The sequence below is a fragment of the Microbulbifer elongatus genome (genome assembly GCF_021165935.1).
In the GTDB taxonomy this organism is placed as follows: domain Bacteria; phylum Pseudomonadota; class Gammaproteobacteria; order Pseudomonadales; family Cellvibrionaceae; genus Microbulbifer; species Microbulbifer elongatus.
Window position 1 is genome coordinate 1,122,704 of record NZ_CP088953.1, and the last position, 20,728, is coordinate 1,143,431.

Annotated in this window: 12 protein-coding genes; all 12 read left to right on the forward strand. The window is 59.9% G+C overall.

Annotation, left to right across the window (positions count from 1 at the left end):
• The first annotated feature begins 112 nt into the window (after positions 1-112).
• The 12 genes from LRR79_RS04675 to LRR79_RS04730 are packed head-to-tail and all read left to right on the forward strand — an operon-like array spanning position 113 to position 20,682.
• On the forward strand, positions 113-1,492 hold the full coding sequence (locus LRR79_RS04675; protein WP_231759248.1) for an isochorismate synthase: 1,380 nt from the start codon (positions 113-115) through the stop codon (positions 1,490-1,492).
• Positions 1,489-3,180 (forward strand): (2,3-dihydroxybenzoyl)adenylate synthase, encoded by a 1,692-nt coding sequence (locus tag LRR79_RS04680; protein WP_231759249.1) that lies wholly within the window; start codon positions 1,489-1,491, stop codon positions 3,178-3,180. The genes LRR79_RS04675 and LRR79_RS04680 overlap by 4 nt, the downstream gene beginning before the upstream one ends.
• Positions 3,177-4,046: an isochorismatase family protein gene (locus tag LRR79_RS04685; protein ID WP_231759250.1), complete on the forward strand. Its 870-nt coding sequence runs from the start codon at positions 3,177-3,179 to the stop codon at positions 4,044-4,046. The genes LRR79_RS04680 and LRR79_RS04685 overlap by 4 nt, the downstream gene beginning before the upstream one ends.
• A gap of 21 nt (positions 4,047-4,067) precedes the next feature.
• Complete coding sequence (gene dhbA, locus LRR79_RS04690) at positions 4,068-4,850, forward strand: 2,3-dihydro-2,3-dihydroxybenzoate dehydrogenase (protein WP_231759251.1); 783 nt, start codon at positions 4,068-4,070, stop codon at positions 4,848-4,850.
• Positions 4,851-4,895: 45 nt separating this feature from the next.
• Positions 4,896-6,077, forward strand: a complete 1,182-nt coding sequence (locus tag LRR79_RS04695) for an efflux RND transporter periplasmic adaptor subunit (protein ID WP_231759252.1) — start codon at positions 4,896-4,898, stop codon at positions 6,075-6,077.
• Complete coding sequence (locus LRR79_RS04700; protein WP_338146939.1) at positions 6,074-9,283, forward strand: efflux RND transporter permease subunit; 3,210 nt, start codon at positions 6,074-6,076, stop codon at positions 9,281-9,283. The genes LRR79_RS04695 and LRR79_RS04700 overlap by 4 nt, the downstream gene beginning before the upstream one ends.
• Positions 9,277-9,549: a hypothetical protein gene (locus tag LRR79_RS04705; RefSeq protein ID WP_231759253.1), complete on the forward strand. Its 273-nt coding sequence runs from the start codon at positions 9,277-9,279 to the stop codon at positions 9,547-9,549. Before LRR79_RS04700 ends, LRR79_RS04705 begins: the two co-directional genes overlap by 7 nt.
• Positions 9,539-9,934, forward strand: a complete 396-nt coding sequence (locus LRR79_RS04710) for a hypothetical protein (protein ID WP_231759254.1) — start codon at positions 9,539-9,541, stop codon at positions 9,932-9,934. Before LRR79_RS04705 ends, LRR79_RS04710 begins: the two co-directional genes overlap by 11 nt.
• Entirely contained in the window at positions 9,931-11,601 is a 1,671-nt protein-coding gene (locus tag LRR79_RS04715; protein WP_231759255.1) for a PepSY-associated TM helix domain-containing protein, read from the forward strand. Before LRR79_RS04710 ends, LRR79_RS04715 begins: the two co-directional genes overlap by 4 nt.
• A complete protein-coding gene (fes, locus tag LRR79_RS04720) occupies positions 11,598-13,025 on the forward strand; it encodes an enterochelin esterase (RefSeq protein WP_231759256.1) in 1,428 nt (475 codons plus the stop codon). Before LRR79_RS04715 ends, fes begins: the two co-directional genes overlap by 4 nt.
• 32 nt (positions 13,026-13,057) lie before the next feature.
• Complete coding sequence (locus tag LRR79_RS04725) at positions 13,058-13,288, forward strand: MbtH family protein (RefSeq protein ID WP_231759257.1); 231 nt, start codon at positions 13,058-13,060, stop codon at positions 13,286-13,288.
• Positions 13,285-20,682, forward strand: coding sequence for a non-ribosomal peptide synthetase (locus LRR79_RS04730; RefSeq protein WP_231759258.1), 7,398 nt, complete (start codon positions 13,285-13,287; stop codon positions 20,680-20,682). The genes LRR79_RS04725 and LRR79_RS04730 overlap by 4 nt, the downstream gene beginning before the upstream one ends.
• The last annotated feature ends 46 nt before the right edge of the window (positions 20,683-20,728 follow it).

Consider the following 20,728-nt stretch of genomic DNA (forward strand, 5'->3'; position numbering starts at 1 on the left):
TCTTTGCAGTCCGATCGAGCGTTTGCCTCGGGTTTTTGCCTCCCGAGTCGACGAGTGGATGCGTTCGCCCAAAATTTGGGTTGACCGCCGGTTTTTACTACTGGGACCCACCATGCATCGCACACCTGAATTTCTGTTTATGTCCTCTCACTGCGGCATACGCGCACATGGGATCTACGAGCGTCTTTGCCTGCCGGTACGCGCGGCGTCGGAAACCGGCAAGCCAGGCGGTGCTCGGCTGCGTGCGGAAAGTGAGTCTTGTACCCGCTCCACTGCCAATGAACAAGCCTTCCATACACGCTTGCGGGAAGCGTTCCAGCGCGCGCGGAGTGCGGGCATTGCCAACCCAATCGCCATTGGCGCTATTCCATTTGACCAGACCCGTCCGGCGCAACTGTCGATCCCGCGCAGTTACGAAATGTTCTCTCGTGCACTGGAGGTCGAGCAGAGTTGCGGCCTCGAAAGTATCCAGTCAGGCGCTAAAAAAACGGGTGCTGAAAAAAGCGCTCGTCATGTGCTCCACAGCAATAGTGTACCGGACGAGGCTCGCTTCAAGCAGGCAGTGTGCCAGGCCATTGCCAACTTCAAGCTGAGTGACATTCGCAAGGCTGTTCTGTCGCGTGTGCTGGATCTGGAGCTGGACGGCCCCCTGGATCGGGATGCATTTTTTCAGCACTTGCTGATGCAAAATCCAACGGGCTATCACTTCCGCCTACCTCTTGACGATGGCTCGCAATTGATTGGTGCTAGCCCCGAGCTGTTGCTGCGCCGACAGGGGAGCGAAGTGTTCTCCAATCCACTGGCAGGCTCTGCCCGCCGTCAGGTGGATCCGGAACAGGATAGGAAGGTTAGCGAAAAGCTCAGTCGGTCCAGCAAGGATGCCTACGAACACAGCCTGGTGATCGAGGATATTCGCGCACAGCTGCAACCGCTGTGTGCGGAGCTCGCTGTGCCGGGCGCGCCGCAGCTGATGCACACACGCGCCATGTGGCACCTCTCCACGCCAATCCGCGGCATCCTCCGCGACCCAGGCCTTACCGCACTGCAGGTGGCCTGTCGACTGCATCCGACACCGGCCCTGTGCGGATTCCCGAGCCGCGAAGCACATAAGCTGATTCAGCTGGTGGAACCGTTTGAGCGCGGTCTGTTCGGCGGTATCGTTGGTTGGTGTGATGCCGAGGGCAATGGCGAGTGGGCGGTGGCCATCCGCTGTGGCATTTTTACCGACTCCCACGCGCAACTGTTTGCCGGTGCCGGAATTGTCGAAGACTCGGACCCGGATAGTGAGTGGCGGGAAACCCAGGCAAAACTGCAGACCATGTTGAGTGCACTGGGTGTCGATCCGGAACAGCCCTGCAAAGCGAAAATTGATGCCCAGTCGGTCGGACAATCGGCCCGCGCAAAAAGCGAAGACGGCGCCCAGCAGACTGGCCACAAAGTCAGCCATGCGGCACGCAAGCATTCCGTAGATAAAGCAGGTGTGCGGGCATGAGCGATGGCGGCAACTCAACTGCGATTGATTTCGTTCCCTGGCCAGCCGTATTGGCTGACAACTACCGAGCGCGCGGTTTCTGGATCGATCGGCCGCTGACGGACCTCCTCGTGTGTGCAGGTGCTCCCGATGCAACAGCAATAATCTGTGGTGTGCGGAGATTCTCGTATGCAGAGCTCGATACACTTTCCTCGCGGTTAGCCTGTGTACTCGCCAGGCGCGGTCTGCGACGTGGACACACCGCGCTCGTGCAGTTACCCAATGTGGCCGAATTTTATGTGGTGTTTTTTGCGCTGCTGAAACTCGGCGTTGCACCGGTTAACGCTCTTTACAGTCATCAGCGACTCGAGATGACCGCTTATGCTGAACAGCTCCGTCCCGCTCTGTTAATCGGTTGTAGTCGTCACAAACTCTTTTCCAGCAGCGAGTTTTTCCGTCAGTTAAAGGCCCAGTGCCCCGATGTTCAGTTGCTGGTGCTCGGTGAAACCGAATTCGCCGAAGATCTGGCAAAACTGCTGGCACATCCGGCCCAGGCCTCCCATGAGTATCAAAGCGACTCTTTATCCCTCGCGGCATCTTCGCCTGCTTCGATAGCCCAGCAGGTCGCTTTCTTTCAGTTGTCCGGTGGCAGCACCGGCACACCGAAGCTGATCCCGCGCACCCATAATGATTACTACTATAGTGTGCGACGTAGCGCTGAGGTTTGTCGGCTATCGCAGCAAACGCGCTACCTTTGCGCGCTGCCGGCCGCGCACAATTTTCCACTCAGCTCCCCGGGCGCTCTCGGTGTCTTTCACGCGGGTGGCACCGTTGTACTGGCGGATTCTCCGGAGCCCCGACACTGCTTCGACCTGATCGCCCGCCACAAGGTCACCATGGCCGCATTGGTTCCCTCTGCTGTTGCGCTCTGGTTGGAAGCTCATCACCGGCTCAGTGATGAGCGGCCCCTGAAAAGCCTCAAGCTGCTGCAGGTTGGCGGTGCCAATTTTGCCGAATCCCTTGCCCGCCGCGTTCCCGCCGAACTTGGCTGTCAATTGCAACAGGTATTCGGCATGGCGGAAGGCCTGGTGAACTACACCCGTCTCGACGACAGCGCAGAAAAAATCTTCACCACCCAGGGATGCCCCATGAGCGATGCGGACGAGGTGCGCGTACTGGATGAGCAGGGGCGCCCGGTACCGGAAGGTGAGACCGGCCTGCTGTATACCCGGGGCCCATACACCTTCCGCGGCTACTACCGCGCGCCCGAGCAGAATGCCCGCGTGTTCGATCATGATGGATTTTACTGTTCCGGGGATCTGGTACAGCGGGATGCCGCTGGCTACCTCAAGGTGGTGGGACGGGTGAAAGACCAGATCAATCGCGGCGGTGAAAAGATTGCCGCAGAAGAAGTGGAAAACCTGCTGCTCACCCACAGCGATGTCCAGCAGGTGGCGCTGGTCGCCATCCCCGATGCGGGTCTGGGAGAAAAGAGCTGCGCCTGTGTTGTTACCGGAAATGCCAAGCTCAAACCGCCGCAGTTGCGTCGCTATCTGCGGGAGTTGGGGCTCGCCGAATTTAAGTTACCGGACCGCTTTCAGTTTCTTCGTTCCCTGCCGCTCACCGCTGTGGGCAAGACCGACAAGGTCGCGCTGCGGGCCATGATGACATCCAAAACGTTACAGAAAACTCGACAGGAAAGCGCATGACTATCCCGACGATCCAAACTTACGAAATGCCCACGGAATTGCCGCAGAACCGCGTGGCGTGGCAGCCGGATCCTGCACGTGCGGTATTGCTGATTCACGACATGCAGGATTACTTCCTGCGCTACTACGGCAAGGAAAACACACTGCTGGATACTCTGCTCGCCAATTTGATCGCCCTGAGAAACTGGGCGCGGCAGAACGGTGTCCCCGTGGTGTACACCGCCCAGCCTACCGAGCAGTCAGATGCGGAGCGCGCCCTGCTGAATGATATGTGGGGTCCGGGCCTGACCACGGCCGACCCGGCCCAGGCCGCCATCGTTGCCCCCCTGGCGCCGGAAAAACATGACACGGTGCTGGTCAAGTGGCGCTACAGCGCGTTTCAGCGTTCGCACCTGCAAACCCTGATGCAGGAGTGGGGACGGGATCAGCTGATCATCGGCGGTGTTTACGCCCATATCGGCTGTATGACCACGGCACTGGACGCGTTTATGCGGGATATCCAGCCATTTATGGTGGCCGATGCCCTGGCAGATTTTTCCCGCGGGGAACATCAGCAGGCGCTGGATTTTGTTGCCGGTCGCTGTGGTGCAGTGATTTCTACACGGGAACTGATACAGGAGAAAAATAGCGTGCAGAAGATTAGCTTTAACTGGTTGTCCGCACAAATCCTTCCGCTACTTGAGGAGGACGCCGGTGAACCGGAACGCGATGAAAACCTGATCGATTATGGGCTCGACTCGGTTCAGGTGATGCAGTTGATTGGCCAGTGGCAGCAGCTGGGGATCGAACTCACCTTCGAAGATCTCGCCCGCGAGCCAACACTGCAGGGGTGGTGGAAGCTGATTGAGCAGAAGCAGGCAGCCTGAAGAATTACACGGGAACTGACGATGGATTGGGACTTTCACGAAAAAGCCGTGTGGGTGACGGGGGCAGGTAGTGGCATCGGTTGTGCGGTGGCCCATCGTTGCCAGCAGCTGGGTGCGCGGGTCATCGGCCTTGATGTTGAAGTGAAAAACGTCGACGGCGAATTCCCGTTGCGCCAGTTGAACATTGCCGATCCATACCAGGTTGGGGCAACGGTGCGCGAACTGTTGCGCGAAAATCTCGGCCCGGACATCCTGGTCAATGCCGCCGGCGCGCTGCGCCTAGGCAGCGTGGATGCCAGTGATTTTCATCCTCTGTCTATCGACGACTGGCACAAGTGCCTCGATGTCAATGTCAGTGGTGTCTTCTATCTGTTGCGCCATCTTACCGCGCACTTCAAGCAACGTCGGCGCGGCGCGATCGTAAATGTCGCATCCAATGCCGCCCGTGTACCGCGCAAAAATATGGCGGCCTACTGTGCCTCGAAAGCGGCCTTGCAAAGCCTGAGCCACTGCACCGCTCTGGAACTTGCCGAGTATGGCGTGCGTTGCAATCTGGTAAGTCCCGGTTCCACCGATACACCCATGTTGCGGGGGATGCTTGCGGATCATACGGGGGATGCCAGTGCGGGCTATCAGCGCACCATTGAAGGCCTGCCCGGTGACTACAAGCTTGGCATTCCCCTGAAAAAAATTGCCAGCGTCGATGAAATTGCCAACACCGTGCTGTTCCTCGCCTCCGATGCGGCCAGTCATATCACCATGCAAAACATCGTGGTGGACGGCGGTGCAACACTGGCGGCCTGAAACAGAAACGAACATAGAAAGCTGAACAGAATGGAATCCACCGCAATGCGTAAAAAATTCGTTTGCCTGATTCTGAGCGGTGCGGCCCTGGTCGCCTGCGGGAAATCGCAACAGGAGCCGGCAGCCGGGGAGCGGTCAGCGCCGCCCGCGCCAGAGGTGGCGGTTGTCAGCATCACCGAACAGCCACTGGTGCTGGAGCAAACACTGCCCGCGCGCGTAGCACCGCTGCGTATCGCTGAAGTGCGCCCGCAGGTGAGTGGCATTATCGAAAAGCGGCATTTCAATGAGGGCAGTCAGGTCAGTGCCGGCGACCTGCTGTACACGATAAATTCTGATGACTATGAGGTGCAGGTGGTGCGCACCCAGGCGGATTTGGCCGGTGCCCGGGCGCGTCTGAAAAACCTGCAGAGTGAAGCGGAGCGCTACGGTGACCTGGTCAAAACCCGCGGTGTCAGTCGCCAGCAGAACGAACGGGCGCAGGCGGAGTACCAGCAGGGCCGGGCGGATGTGCAGGCCGCCGAAGCCGCGTTGCAGCAGGCGCGGCTCAACCTGTCCCGCACTCAGATTCGCGCGCCCATTGCCGGGCATATCAGCCGTACCTGGCTCACCGAGGGCGCGCTGGTTTCTGCGGACCAGAGTCAGCCTCTCGCCAGTATTCAGCAGCTGGATCCCATTTATATCGACATAGTGCAGCCGGCACAGCAGTGGCTGGAAACCCGGCAGAAACGGGTAAGCGGTGCGCTGCAATCGGCTGGCGACGAAGTCACGGTTGCGATTGCGGGGGCAGAATATACTCACCGCGGGAATTTGCGCGCGGAAGACGCGAGCGTGTCATCGGAAACCGGAGTCGTCACCCTGCGCGCCGAATTCCCCAATCCCGACGGCCTGCTGCTTCCCGGTATGTTTGTGCAGGCAAAGATTCAAGCGGGTATTGCACCGGGCGTCGCACTGGTACCGCAACAGGCGGTGCACTTCAATGGCCGTGGCGAAGCGCAGGTTTGGATTGTGGGCGATGACCAGAGTGTGGCGTTGCGCCCGGTGCAACTGCTGGCCAGTCGCGGCGATCACTGGGCGCTGGAGTCCGGCGTCAGCGCCGGAGAGCAGTTGCTGGTGGAGGGAAGCTTCAAGGTCTATCCGGGGCTTGCGGTAAATCCGGTACCCTGGAACCCGGAATCCACCGGGGAAGAGCTCGCCAGTGCGGCTAGCCCGGTGGAGTCGCGCAAGTGAATCCTATCCGGGAAAAACAATCCGCATCGACCGGTGTAGAAGCTCCGCGTTCCCCCGCACATTTTTTCCTCGTGCGCCCGGTGCTTGCTTGGGTACTGATGGTCATCGTCATGCTGGGCGGGTTGCTCGCGCTAAAAAAGCTGCCTGTGGCCCAGTATCCCGATGTGTCACCGCCGACGGTGAGCGTTTCCGCGATCTATCCGGGGGCATCCGCCGAGGTGGTGGAAGGCAGTGTGACTCAGGTGCTGGAACAGGCCCTGAAAGGCATCGACGACCTGTTGTATTTTGAGGCCAGTAGTAGTTCCAACGGCGAAGCCCGTATGCGCCTGACCTTTGCCCAGGGCACGGACCCGGATGTGGCGCAGATGCAGGTGCAAAACCGCGTGAATCAGGTCAGTTTCCGACTGCCGCGGCCGGTGCAGCAGGCGGGATTGAATGTGTCCACCCAGCAGGGCAGCTTCCTGATGGTGGCGGTTTTTTTTGATGAAACCGGTGTGCGCGACGATGCCGATCTGTCCGACTGGATCGCCACCCACGTGCTTGATGCGGTGAGTCGTGTACCCGGTGTTGGCGGTATCGAGGCGTTCGGCGCGCCCTACGCCATGCGCATCTGGCTGAAGCCGGAGCAACTGGCCGCATACGGACTGATGCCCGCGGATATTTCCCGCGCGATTGAAGCGCAAAATGCGGAGGTGCCGGTGGGGGAACTGGGAGCGCGACCTGCTAATAGTGGCCAGCAGCTCAATGTATCGGTTACCGCACTTTCCCGTTTGCGCACGGTGCAGGAATTTAACGACATCGTATTGAAGACCTCCCGCGAGGGCGCGCTGGTGCGGCTCGCGGATGTGGCGCGAGTGGAAATCGGCAGTGAGGACTACACCACCACATCACGCTTCAACGGTAAGCCCGCGTCCGGTCTTGCGGTCAATCTTGCCCCCGGTGCCAATGCGGTGGTTACCGCGGATGCGGTGCGCGCACGCATTGCACAATTGCAGACGGGTTTCCCACCCGGAGTGCAGGTGTTTTACCCGGAGGATGCATCGCGCTTCGTCAAGCGTTCCATCGGCGAGGTGGTGAAAACTCTGGGGGAAGCGGTGCTGCTGGTAGTGCTGGTGATGTTTGCCTTTCTGCGCAACTGGCGCGCCACCCTGATTCCCGCCATTACCATTCCGGTGGTGGTGCTGGGCACCTTCGGCATCCTCGCCCTGTGTGGTTTTTCCATTAACACGCTGACCCTGTTCGGACTGGTGCTGGCGATTGGGCTGCTGGTGGATGATGCCATTGTGGTGGTGGAAAACGTCGCGCGCATCATGGCCGAGCGCAACCTGGATGCCGCCACCGCCACGCGGGAATCCATGGATGAAATTACCCCGGCGCTGGTCGGCATCACCCTGGTGCTGGGCGCCGTGTTTTTACCCATGGCCTTTTTCCCCGGCTCCGTGGGCGTTATTTACCGGCAGTTTTCCGTCACCCTGGTAAGCGCCATGGCGCTGTCCGCGCTGGTGGCCATCGCCCTTACCCCGGTGCTGTGTGCGCGTCTACTGAAACACAATCCGCAAAAAGTGCACGCCGCGAAAAAGCCTTCGAAACACGGGTTTTCTGCGCTGTTGAATAAAGTGCTGGCACGCCCCGGTCGCTTCGCGGTGATTTATGCACTGTTACTGGGTGCGGTTTTCTGGGGTTACCAGCGGTTGCCCGGCTCCTTCGTGCCCGAGGACGATCAGGGAACGGTAATGGTGCGTTATGGCCTGCCTCCTGGTGCCACCTATACCCGCACCGCGGCCCTGGTGGAAAGCATCGAGAATTATTTTCTTACCGAAGAAAAAGCGAATGTCGCCGGCATCTATACCGTGTCCGGATTCAGCTTTGGCGGTGCCGGACAGAATGCCGGTATTGCTTTTATACCACTGGTGGACTGGGACCAGCGCGAAGGGGCGGAGAATACTGCCCAAGCCATCGCCGCCCGTGCAACCGGCGCCTTGCGACAGCTGCGCGACGCGCGGGTATTCGCCACGGTGCTCCCCCCCATTGATGGCCTCGGTGACAGCAGCGGCTTCGAGTTCTGGTTGCAGGACGCCGATGCCGAGGGACACGAAGCCCTGGCCAGTCGCGCCCGGGCCCTGGTGCAACAGCTGGAAGGCAGCGCACCGCTGTTGTTTGCCGACAGCGGCGGTGCCGAGACCAGCCCGGTGCTGCGCATCGACATCGACCGTCACCGCGCGGCGGTACTTGGGCTGGATCTGGATGATGTGAATTCCACACTCGGCACCGCCTGGGGCAGTGCCTACGTCAATGATTTCGTGCACCGCGGGCGCGTGAAAAAAGTCATTCTGCAGGCGGATGCCAATGCCCGCGCTGCGCCGGAAGATCTGCACCAGTGGTATGTGCGCAACCGCAGTGGCGAGATGACCCCGTTCAGCGCCTTTGCCAGCAGCCGCTGGGATGCAGGGCCTGCGGAAATCACCCGCTTTAACGGTATGCCGGCGATGATGATCACTGGCGCCGCCGCACCCGGTGCCAGCTCCGGTGAAGTACTGGCGGAGGTGGAACAGGAAGCACTGGGGCTCGGCGAGACGCATTACGCCTGGAGTGGCCTGTCGTATCAGGAGAAGATTTCCAGCGGCCAGGCACCGCTGCTGTACGGTGTATCGATCCTGTTTATTTTTCTGTGCCTGGCGGCGCTGTACGAGCGCTGGTCGATCCCGCTCTCGGTATTGCTGGTTATTCCCGTGGGGCTTTCCGGCGCGGTGCTTGCCGCAAACCTGTTGGGGTTGCCTCACGATATTTATTTCCAGGTGGGGGTTCTGACCACCATTGGTCTCACCGCGAAAAATGCCATTCTGGTTGTGGAATTCGCCGAGCAGGCGCGGGCTCAGGGCGACTCGCTGTTAAACGCGGTTCGCCGCGCGGCACAGCAGCGTCTGCGGCCGATCCTGATGACCTCTCTCGCATTTGGTGTCGGTGTATTGCCGCTGGCACTGGCCACCGGCCCCGGGGCCGCGGGCCAGCGCGCCATTGGCACCAGTGTGCTTGGTGGCGTGGTGTCCGCGACACTGCTGATTCTCTTTCTGGTGCCCCTCTGCCATCTGCTGGTGGCGCGCGTCAATCAACGGCTGGCGCAATTTCTTGAGAGCCGGTTGCGTAAAAGTGTGCAACCGGATGAAGCAGTGCCCCCTCACAGCGCCGAGGTAAATTCCCAATGCTGATACTACTGACCGCCAGTCTTATCGCTGGCGCCACGTTGCTGTATCTGTGCCACCGCCATCAGGGCTGGCTGATGCAGCCGCTGTCTGGAAGCTGGCGGTGGCTCGGCTGGTTCCTGGTCGCTGGCACTCTGGCACTCGCCTGCTGGGTGTACCCGATTAACACCGCGATTCTTGCCTGGATGGTGGGCCTGATGTTGTTGTGGGGCACGCTGCCGTTTGTGCCGCTGGTTCGACAGCGGGAGGAAGGAGGTGCGCGTGAGCGCTGAAGAAACTGTCCTCGCTGGCACGGAAAAACCTGAGCGAAACGCAAAGGCCAAATCCATACCCACACGAAAAGCCAAACCCGCAGCCAGGCCCGGCAAGCTGCAGCCGGACTGGTGGAGTAAAAGTTTCGCCGGTGCTGTTCTCGGTCTGACCCTGGCACTGGCCCTGTCCGGCCTGTTTGCCTGGTATGGCCCCGGCGGCATCGACGCACCGGACAAGCGCCAGTTTGTGATGTGGAGTATCGCTCCCCTGTGGGTGATTGCGTTCAGTCTTGTATTTCTGATCCCCACCGGGCGGCGCGCACTGCTGATGATGGGGGCGCTGAATCTGGTGGCATTCGGGTTGTTGTTTGCAACCACATACATACATAGTGGAGGTCTGCAGTGAAAGTGCGCAGCGATATTTTAAAGGTCTACCGCAGCCTGCATACCTGGGTGGGGATCACCACTGGACTGCTGCTGTTTATCGGATTTTTCGCCGGTGCCATCACGATGTTCAAGCAGCCACTGGACCGCTGGATCAGCCCGCCGGACCAGCGCCTGCCCTGGGTGGAGGTTGCGCAGCTCGGCAGCCTGGTGGCGCAGACCCTGCAGCAACACGAATCCGCACGGCGGGAGTTCAAACTCTATCCCGTCCAACGGGAAGATCTGACGGCGCCGATGCAGTGGAGTGCTTCCGGCGGCGGGCGCGGACTCAAGCTATCCGACACCCAAACGCTGGCCAGCCTGGATGAGCAGGGGCAGCTGATTACCGACACCCAGACGCCTTCCAAGTTTGGCCGGCTGGTGGATATGCTGCACCGCACCGGCGGAATCCCCGGAGATTTCGATGGTGAATATATTGGTATCTGGATTCTCGGGATTGCCGGTGTGCTGTATTTCCTCGCTCTGGTATCCGGCCTGATCCTGTTGCTGCCGACCCTGGTGAAAGATTTTTTTGCGGTGCGCCGGGGTAAAAACAAAAAACGCTTCTGGCTGGATGCTCACAATGTGGTGGGCATCACCAGCCTGCCATTTCATGTCGTGATCAGCCTGACGGTTATCGTATTTGCGTTTCACGATCAGTTCTACGATGCGTTACGGGACGTGGTATACCCGCAATCCAACACCGTGCGCGCAGCGTCAACCACAGCCTATACGACGGACAGTTTGCTGCCGCCGTCGGCACTGATTGCCCGGGCCAAAGCGGAAGCGCCGGATTTTGAAGTTACCGAAATGCTGTACCTGGGGCTCGAATCCCCGCGGCCTTTTGTGCGCCTCTCCATCTATAACGCCGAGGCTCTGGTGCATGGTCCTATCACCGGTTATGTGGGTTTCCATCCCTACACCGGAGAATTGGTGATGACCTCGATGCTGCCGGGCAAGGCAGAAGGCTGGGGTGCAATCGTGAACTATTTCTTCGCCCTGCATTTCGGCAGCTTTGGCGGCAATCTGGTGCGTTGGATTTACTTTCTCCTCGGACTCAGCGGTGCCTTCCTGTTCTATTCCGGCAATCTATTGTGGATTGAAACCCGCAGGAAAAAGCAGCGCAAAAATGACACGCGCCTGCCAACACAGCCACTGAATCTCCGTCTGATGGCGGCGGGTACCGTGGGCGTCTGTTTCGGTTCTATCATCGGTGGCTGCCTCGCCATGGTTGCCGGCAAATGGGCACACGGCATTGCTGAAAATATCAATCATATTTACCTGTGGGCGTACTACGCGAGCTTCCTGCTGGCGGTGGGTTACGCCTTGTGGCGGGGCGCGGCAAGAGCCAGCTGGCGATTGCTTGCCGCCTGTGCCTTGAGCTGCCTGCTGGTTCCCGTCACTTCCTTTATCGCACTGGCCTTTCCGCAAACCGGCTTGTGGATAAACACCAGCAGCGCCGCGCTGGCTGTGGATGCTACCGGGTTTGGATTTGCGCTGGCTTTCGCGTTTGCCGCGGTACACAGCCGTAAACGCGCTTTGAATGGAAGCCGTGACAGCATCTGGACCGAACAGGATACGCCCGCTGTTCCCGCACAGAAAAATAGTGCACTCGAAGAGTTTGAAGACCCGAAGGAGGTGGCTGCATGACCGCAATGCCCGCACAGCAGTTTCGATTTGATGGCGAGACCATTGGCAGTGAAGACTGGTGGCGCGCCCTGGCCCATCGCGGCCTGCCACTGAAAAGCGATGTCACCTCGAGTGAGCAGACTCTGACCTTCTTCTGGCGGCAGCGCGCGGATACGGAAATTGCCAAGGTATTTATCGAAGTAAACTCCCACACGCCGCACCCGGTAAGAGACACTCCCACGGAGATGCAGCGCTGGGGGAATACCAATGTCTGGTACTGGCAGACCCGCCTGCAAAAAGACTGGTGTGGAAGTTATTTCTTTTTACCGGCGCGGCCATCGGATCTGCCACTGCCGGAGAAGCTTGAAGGCAGTAAACGACGCAACTGGTGGCTGGACCTGATCGACCGCCGCGCCAGCGCCGACCCGTTCAATCCAATTCGACCTCACAACGGCGCCTGGGGGCGCCCCCTGTCCGGTATCTACCCGGATGGTATCCAGTGGCTGGATCTGCAGCCGCAAAGCCAGTTGCAAACGATTGCCTGGCACAGCGAACGCCTGAACAACCAGCGCAACGTTTGGCTATACCGTACGGACAGTAAAAAGCCGCAAAAGGAATTGCCCTTGGTGCTGCTGCTGGACGGCAACTACTGGCACACCCAGGACAATTTTCTGGGCGAGCTGGACCAGCGCACCGAGCGCGGGGAAATACCACCTGCGGCCTACCTGATGATCGACGCCGTGGATAACGAACACCGCGGCAACGAACTCCCGTGTAACAACGAATTCTGGTTGGCTCTCCAACAAGAGCTATTGCCGCAAGTCGCACAGATCACACCGATCACCAACAAGCCGCAACAGACACTGGTAGCCGGCCAATCTTTTGGCGGCCTCGCGTCGGTATGGGCAGCGTTGAACTGGCCCGAACGTTTTGGCAAGGCTTTCAGCCAGTCCGGTTCTTTCTGGTGGCCTCTTGCCAATACCGCGCACTTTCAGCCCGCATTGCTCGATAGTCTCGAAGGCTGGGTAAACACGGCGATAGCTAAATCAGCGGATATGCAGCGTCCACGGATTTTGTTGGAAGTGGGCTTGTACGAACCGCATATGCTCAAAGACAACCGTGCGCTGCGGGATGTATTGAAAGCCCGGCAGTTCCCAATCCGTTACCGCGAGGTGCCAGGCGGTCACGACTGGCTGTGTTGGCGGCGGACCCCTGGTGGATGGAATTGTGGAAATACTCGGCACCTGAGGTATCCCTGCTTGAGCGAGCGCATTGGCGGTGGATCACTGGGTGCTGGTTTTTGGAACCGCTGTGAACCCGTCCCTGGGCGCTGCGGCGCAAACATCCTGTTTGCGACGCTTCCAAAAACCAGCACCCAGCACTCCACCTTCTATTTTGACGCTTCTACATCGAGTCAGGTTTTTAATCCGATCTCGATTTCTTAGCGCGACTTTTTGAATGTTTCAGAGGTAAGTACATGAACAGCGAAAACTATACCAACCCCTTCGACAGTGACGCCCATTCGTTTCTGGTACTGAAAAATGCCAATGGCGAGTACAGCCTGTGGCCCGAGTTTAGGGCTGTGCCCGCCGGCTGGGAAAGGATGCATGGCCCGGATACGCGGGAAGCCTGTAGTGACTACGTGGATGCACACTGGCACTCCATCAATCCATTTGCAGAAACAGTCAATGCAGAGGTGCCCGCATGAGCGAGCAGTGGATACCGCTCACCAGCACCCAGGAAGGTATCTGGTATGCGGACAAGGTTTCCAGTGATCACACCACCTATGTGATTGCCCATTGCCTGGAACTGCCCGGTGATATTGATGTTGCGATATTACGGGATGCTATCGGCCTCGGCCTGAGCGAAGCCGATACGGTGACGGCCATCTTTGACAGCGAAAAGCCGCGTCAGCGCCTGCAGGGTCAGTCTGAAAACCCGATTCCGGAGGCGGAATTTTCTGATCTCACCAGTGAAGATCACGGTGCGCAAAAAGCCTGGGATGAAATCAGAAACGACACGCGCCAGCCGCTGGATGCTACCGGGAACCAAGCGCTCACCTGCCAGCGTATTTATCGTGTGCTCGACAATAAAGGCACAACAAAAACCCTCTGGTACCAGCGCTATCACCATATCAATCTCGACGGCTACAGCTTTGCCACGCTTACCCGCCGTATCGCAGAAATTTACACTGCGATGGTGCGCTGCCAGCCTATCGGAGAGTGCCCTTTTATCGGTGCTGACGCCGTGGTGCAGGATCAGACCGAATACAAGGCCTCCGCGAAATGGGCAAAAAACCGCGATTTCTGGAGTGCCTATCTGGACGATGCGCCGCAGCCTGCTAGTCTCAGGGCGCGCCCGATCACCAGCGATAACCAGGCGCTTTCGAATTTACCGGTCAGCAATGGTGAGCATCACACTGTTGATCTGCCGGAAAATACGATGGCGCGACTGCACCAGTGTGCACAGGAGCAGGGTGTGCGGCTGGCGGCGCCGGATCTGTTGATGGGCTTGCTGGTTGCCTATCTCGCGCGGATCAGTGGGCAATTCCACCAGATCGTTGGGGTGCCATTTATGGGGCGCATGGGTTCGGTGGCGATCCGTTCGCTGGCCCCGGTGGTCAATGTATTGCCGGTGAAGGTGCACCTGGACGCCGGCATGGATCTGATCGCCTGCGCCACCGCCTTCAAGAAAGCGCTGGCACAGGTGCGCCCACACCAGCGTTATCCGGCGGAGCAGATTCAGCGAGAGCGTTCACAAGGCAGCGCAGGCCAGTCGCTTTACGGCCCGGTCATTAATTACAAGCCGTTTGATCTGGCTGCAGATTTTGCCGGTTGCGTGGCGCACACCCATGCCCTGGCCACCGGCCCCGTGGACGATCTGGAAATTGGTGTGCTGGTCCACGGCAGAGGTGAAGGAGGAGGTAAGGGAGGAAGTAAGGGCGAACACAATCGGTTGCAGCTGGATCTGCGCGCGGATAGTCGCCGTTACAGCGCCGAGGATCTGCAGCGCCACGGTGCGCGCCTGCGTGCGGCTGTGGATAACTGGCTGTCGCAGCCTGCGCAGACACTTTCCCAATTGGATTTTCATGCGCCCGGTGAGCAGGCGGAGATCGCCCGTTGGTCACGGGGGCGACGTTTTGGCCTGGACGCCGCGCGTCACACCATTGCCGACTGGTTGACCTTTCAGGCCGAGGAGCGGCCGCGTGGGCGCGCACTGGTTTTTTCCAGCGCGAATTCCGCCACGGCCCGCAGTCTCAACTTTCTCGAGTTGCAACAAGCGGTGGCCCGATTAACCCGGTTGCTGATTTCGCGCGCTATGGGCCCGGGCAAAGTCGTTGCGCTGGCTGCGCCGCGCTCCGTGGAATCGGTGGTGGCCATTTTTGCGGTACTGAACAGCGGTGCGACCCTGTTGCCCATTGATTTGGAATACCCCGCCGAGCGCATTGAAGCCATGTGCGAGGACGCCTGCCCGTCCCTGTTATTGGCCAGCGCGGATTCGCAGATCGAAGCGGGCCCGGATAGTCCACTGTGCAAGGTTACGCGGCTGAATCTGGACCAACTTCAGGCTGAGCTGGAACCCATATCCGGCGCACCGCTTACCCAGGAGGAGCGGCTTGCACCTATTACCCAGGACACCATCGCTTATGTGATTTTTACCTCCGGCAGCACCGGTCGCCCCAAAGGGGTGATGAATACCCAGGGCGCGCTGCTGAACCTGTTCCAGTCCCACCGCGAGAGTTATTTGTTACCGGCGGTCGCGCGGCTGGCGGAGCGGGAACCCGGGCGCAGCCTGCGTGCGGCGCACACCCACACCTTTTCATTCGACTCTTCCTGGGTGCAGTTTTTCTGGTTGCTGCTGGGGCAGGAACTGCATATGTTTGATGAAGAGTTGCGCCGGGACGCAGAGGGGCTGGTGCAGAAAATCCAGCAGCAGCGTATCGACGCGCTGGATCTGCCGCCGTCGCTACTCGCCCAGATGCTCAACTGTGGCCTGTTTGCCGCGGGTAAACACCGACCGCTGCTGCTTGCCATTGGTGGCGAAGCGGCGCCTGCGGCGCTGTGGCAACAGTTGCGCACTCAACAGCGCGCACAGCCGTGGCTTGATGCGCAAAACCTGTATGGCCCGACGGAGTACACCGTGGATGCACTGCGCGCACCGATTGCAGAAAGTGCACAGCCGGTTGTTGGGCGGCCCGTAGGCAATACCGCGGTGTACGTGCTGGATGCCCATCTACAGCCGTTACCAGTGGGTGCTGTTGGCGAGCTGTACCTGAGCGGTGCCGGTCTTGCCCGCGGCTATCTGGCTCGAGGTGGCCTCACTGCCGGACGCTTTATTGCCGATCCGTTTGCCAGTAGCAGCGACAACGGTGTGCGCATGTATCGAACCGGTGACCTGGTGCGCTGGAACAGCAGCGGGCAACTGGAATTTCTCGGTCGCAGTGACGACCAGATCAAAGTGCGCGGCCACCGGGTGGAGCTCGGGGAGGTGGAAAATGCCCTGTCGCTTTTGCCACAGGTAGAAAGTGCCGTAGTGATTGCCGAGCCGGTCAATCACTCCCATCGCCTGATTGGCTGCTGTGCGATTCCCGGTGTTGGCGCCAGTGAACGTCACGGGCGCGCGCAGGATCTGCAGGCGCAGCTGCGCAAGCAGTTACCGGAATACGCGGTACCGGCATTGCTGCTGGTACTGGATAACCTGCCGCGCAATATGAGCGGCAAGGTCGATCGCCGCGCGCTGTTGCAGCTGGCGCGGGAGAACATTCGGATCGGCAGTGGCGCAGGTGAGCCGCCGCGTACCGCCGGTGAAAAACTGTTGTGCGAGGCCATTGCCGAGGTTCTCCAGTTATCCCCGTTGCTGGGATCACTTCAAGGTGTCGGCGCTGAAGACGATTTCTTCTCGCTCGGTGGCGACTCGATTACCGCAATTGTGCTGTGTACCCGCCTGCGGGATGCGGGCCAGCTGCTGAAGCCCAGCCAGATTTTCTCCCTCCGCACAGCGCGGCAGCTGGCGTTGCAATTGCAGCCGCTGCAAGCAGAAAAAATTGCTGCGGGTTGGTCGCTGCCGGCGCAGGAGGAGGAATCCCTGCGCGCCCGCCACGGTGACTTTGAAGATGCGGCACCGGTGCTGCCACTGCAGCAGGGGATGTTGTTCCATGTGCAGGCAACCTCGAACACCACTCCCGGTGCCGAGCACAATAGTGCCTATAACGCATTCACTCGCCTGACGTTAAAAGGTGCCCTCGACCCATCGCGCCTGCAGCGCGCATTAAATGCGGTCCTCACCCGCCACCCGCAACTGGCTGGCCTGTTCGACAGCGAAACCTGCGATGAGCCGCGCTTTCTGTTGCCGCCTTCATCGGCGTTGCAATGGCCCTGGCGCAGTGAGGATCTCAGTAATCAGACACCGGTTATTCGCGCGCAACGGCTACAGGAAATCGAGCGGGAAATGCTGGAGCAGCAGTATCCCGCCGACCGCTTCGCTGGCATGCTCGGCGCGGCGCTGGTACGCACCGGCAATACCGATTACCGGTTGCTACTGGTGACCCATCATCTGGTGATCGACGGCTGGTCCACACCGCTGCTACTGCAGGATCTGATTTCCGCATACCGCGAAGATCGCGCGCAACTGCCGCCACTGCCGGTGGGTTATGCACAGGTGGTGGGTGCGCTGGCCGCGCGGGATAACACCGGGGCCCGCGCACTCTGGCAGCGGCTGCTCGACGGTGTGCAGCCCTGCGTGCTATTCGAACAGGCGGATACAGCTGCGCCGGTTGCCGAATTTGCACTGCAGCTTCCCGCGGAACAAACCGCACAATTGAATCGTGAAATCCGTGCCCGCGGACTCACTCTGAATGCGGTCATGCAGGGCGTGTGGGCGCAACTGCTCTCCGGTCTCAGCGGCCGTGAGGATATTGTAATTGGTACACCGGTATCCGGGCGCACTGCGCCCATTGCCGGTATCGAAGATCAGGTGGGCCTGTTCCTGAATACCCTGCCGGTGCGGGTGGCGCTGGACCCCAGTGCCAGCCTGTGGGCGCAGACCGGCCTGATCCAGCAGCGTCACAGCGAAGTGCTGGAAAACGACGGGCTCGGGTTGGTTGAAATCCAGCAGCTTGCCGGCAGCGGCCAACTGTTCGATACATTACTGGTGGTAGAAAATTATCCCCTTTCCACTGGGCCGGACAGCCGTTATCTGGATCAGCAGCTTACCGGCACCGACGGCGAACCGCTGGTGGTGGGAGATATTCACAACCGCGGCTACAGCCACTACCCCCTGGCACTATTGGTGATTCCCGGTGAGGAACTGACTCTGCTGGTGGAAAACCGCGGGGCGGTAGCTGATGCCGCCTGGATTGCCGAGCGCGCCCGCGACCTGTTGATCGGATTAATTGAGCAGCCCGAGCGGCCGTTGCAGCAAACCCCGCTGTTATCCGCATCGGAGCAACTGCTGATTGATGGGGTCAATGACACCGAGTTACCTCTGCCCGCCCGCACCCTGCGGGATTTACTGCACGCTCAGGCCAGACACTCCCCCGATGCGCCGGCCCTTGTGGATGCACGGGATGCGCTGAGTTACAGCGAAGTGCGTACCCAGGTGCAGACCCTGGCCAGAGAATTGGTCGACGCCGGTGTGCGCCCCGGCGGTATTGTCGCCGTGGCACTGCCGCGCTCGGTGCGATTGAGCCTGGCGTTGCTGGCAGTGATCGAGGTGGGCGCTGCATACCTGCCGCTGGATCTCGGTTATCCCGACGAGCGTCTGGAGTTTATGTTGCAGGATGCCGATGCGAAGTTGCTGATTACCGATGGCGAACAGCGCGCGCGGTTTGCTGCGCTTTCATCGACACCGCTGCTGGTATTCGATCATTTGCGCGAACCGCCGGCGCATAGCGAATTCCCATTGCCGACACTGACCGCAGCGCATCCCGCCTATCTCATATATACGTCGGGCACCACTGGCCGCCCCAAGGGGGTGCTGGTCACACACAGCGCGATCGTCAATCGTATTCTGTGGATGCAACAGCAATATGTGCTGACCAGTGAGGATGTGGTGCTGCAGAAAACGCCCTGCAGTTTCGATGTGTCCGTGTGGGAGTTCTTCTGGCCACTGATGGTGGGTGCGCGCCTGGTGATGGCGGAGCCGGACGCTCACCGGGACCCGCAACAGCTGGCGCAAACCATCGATCATTTCGGTGTGAGCTGCCTGCACTTTGTGCCTTCGATGCTCGCGCTGTTTACGGAACATTTTTCTTCAAGTGCCGAAAAAAGTTGCCCCAGCCTGCGCCTGGTGTTTGCCAGCGGCGAAGCACTGACCCGCGCCCATGCGGACGCCTTTGCTGCGCGTTTTGGTGCCCAATTGCACAACCTATACGGCCCCACCGAGGCGGCGGTGGATGTGAGTTACTTTTCTGCGCTCACTGGGGATTTCAGCGGTGCCGGTGCGGGCGTGCCCATAGGTCGGCCGGTGTGGAATACCCAGCTGCGGGTACTGGATCACCGTCTGCGCCCGGTACCGGTGGGAGCGACCGGCGAGTTGTATCTGTGTGGTGTGCAACTGGCGTTGGGCTATCTCGGTCGCGCCGGGCTCAGTGCCGGACGTTTCGTCGCTGACCCCTATAGCAGCACACCGGGCGCGCGCATGTATCGCACCGGTGATCTGGTGCGCTGGTTGCCCGGCGGCGATATTGAATATCTGGGTCGCGCCGATGACCAGATAAAAATTCGCGGGCTGCGGGTGGAGCTGGGAGAGATAGAAACGCAATTGTTGGCGATGCCGGAAATTGCCAATGCGGTGGTCAGCGCGATCAGTTTGGGGACGGAAGAAAACCCGGTCATGGACAGCCGCCAACTGGTGGCCTACCTGATCGCCTCCCAGGATTCCAAACCGCCGGAAATTGCGGTGATCACTGCGCATCTTGCCGCCAGTCTGCCAGCGCATATGGTACCGGTGGCTTACGTATTTATGGATGCGTTTCCCCTCAGCGCCAACGGCAAGCTGGATCGCCGTGCGCTACCCCTGCCGGAAGCTGTGGCAGATCAACAGCGAGACGGGCGAATGCCCGCCCGGGGTGTGGAGTCCCGTATCGCGGAAATTTTTGCCCGACTACTGCAGCGGGAACAGGTATTCGCCGATGACGATTTCTTTGCGCTTGGCGGGCACTCGCTGCTGGCCATGCGCCTCGCGGCAGAAATTCGTCGCGAGCTGCAGCGTCCGGTCAGTGTGGGTCAGATCATCACTGCGCCTACGGTGGAACAGTTGGCGGCGAACCTGAAACTGTCGGAAATGTTGAGTGACTTTGGGTCTGAGGGTTTCGATGCGGTGTTGCCGTTACGCGCGGGCTCAGGGAAACCGCTGATCTGTTTTTACCCCGGCTCCGGCTTTGCCTGGCAGTACTCGGTACTGACCCGCTATATCGACAGCGAGCGCCCGGTGATGGGTTTGCAGTCGCCGCGCCCCGGAGGGCTGATCGCCACCAGCGCGGATATGGAGGCGCTGATTGCGCGGCAGCTGGAGATTGTACGGCGGGTGCAGCCGACGGGGCCTTATTACCTGCTGGGCTATTCGCTGGGCGGTTCTGTGGCATACGGGGTGGCGGCGGCGTTGCGGGCGCTGGGTGAGGAGGTGGCGTTTCTCGGCCTTCTCGATACTTACCCGGCGGAGGTGCACGACTGGTCTGATCCTGAAGGTGCCGAGGCGGCCGTGGGCGCGGAGCGGGAGCAGACGCAGTTGTTGCAGGAGGCGTTTGCCGGTGGCGATGGGTCGGAAGACGAGTCGTTGCGGGCAGAGCGGGAGGCAATTCTGCAGCAGATTTTTGCCAATTATCAGGATGCGGTGCGGTTGTTGTCACAAGCGCGTACGCCGGTTTATGACGGGCGGGTGACATTATTCGTAGCGGAGCAGTCGCTGCCCGAGTACATCAATCCTGAGGAAGATTGGCGACCTTTGGTTGGCGCGCTGGATGTGCACCGCCTTGCTGAGCGGGCGCACGATGACATTCTCTCGCCAGAGTCGCTGGAGACTTTGGGGCCTTTGCTGGATCGGTTGATAAAGGAGTCTGAGGTTGCCAGTCCTGAGAGCCTGGATCTGTCTGAGACCGCGTAAGTTCTTTTGCTGGTCGGGTGGCAGCAAAGTCCCGGGTGTAGGTTTT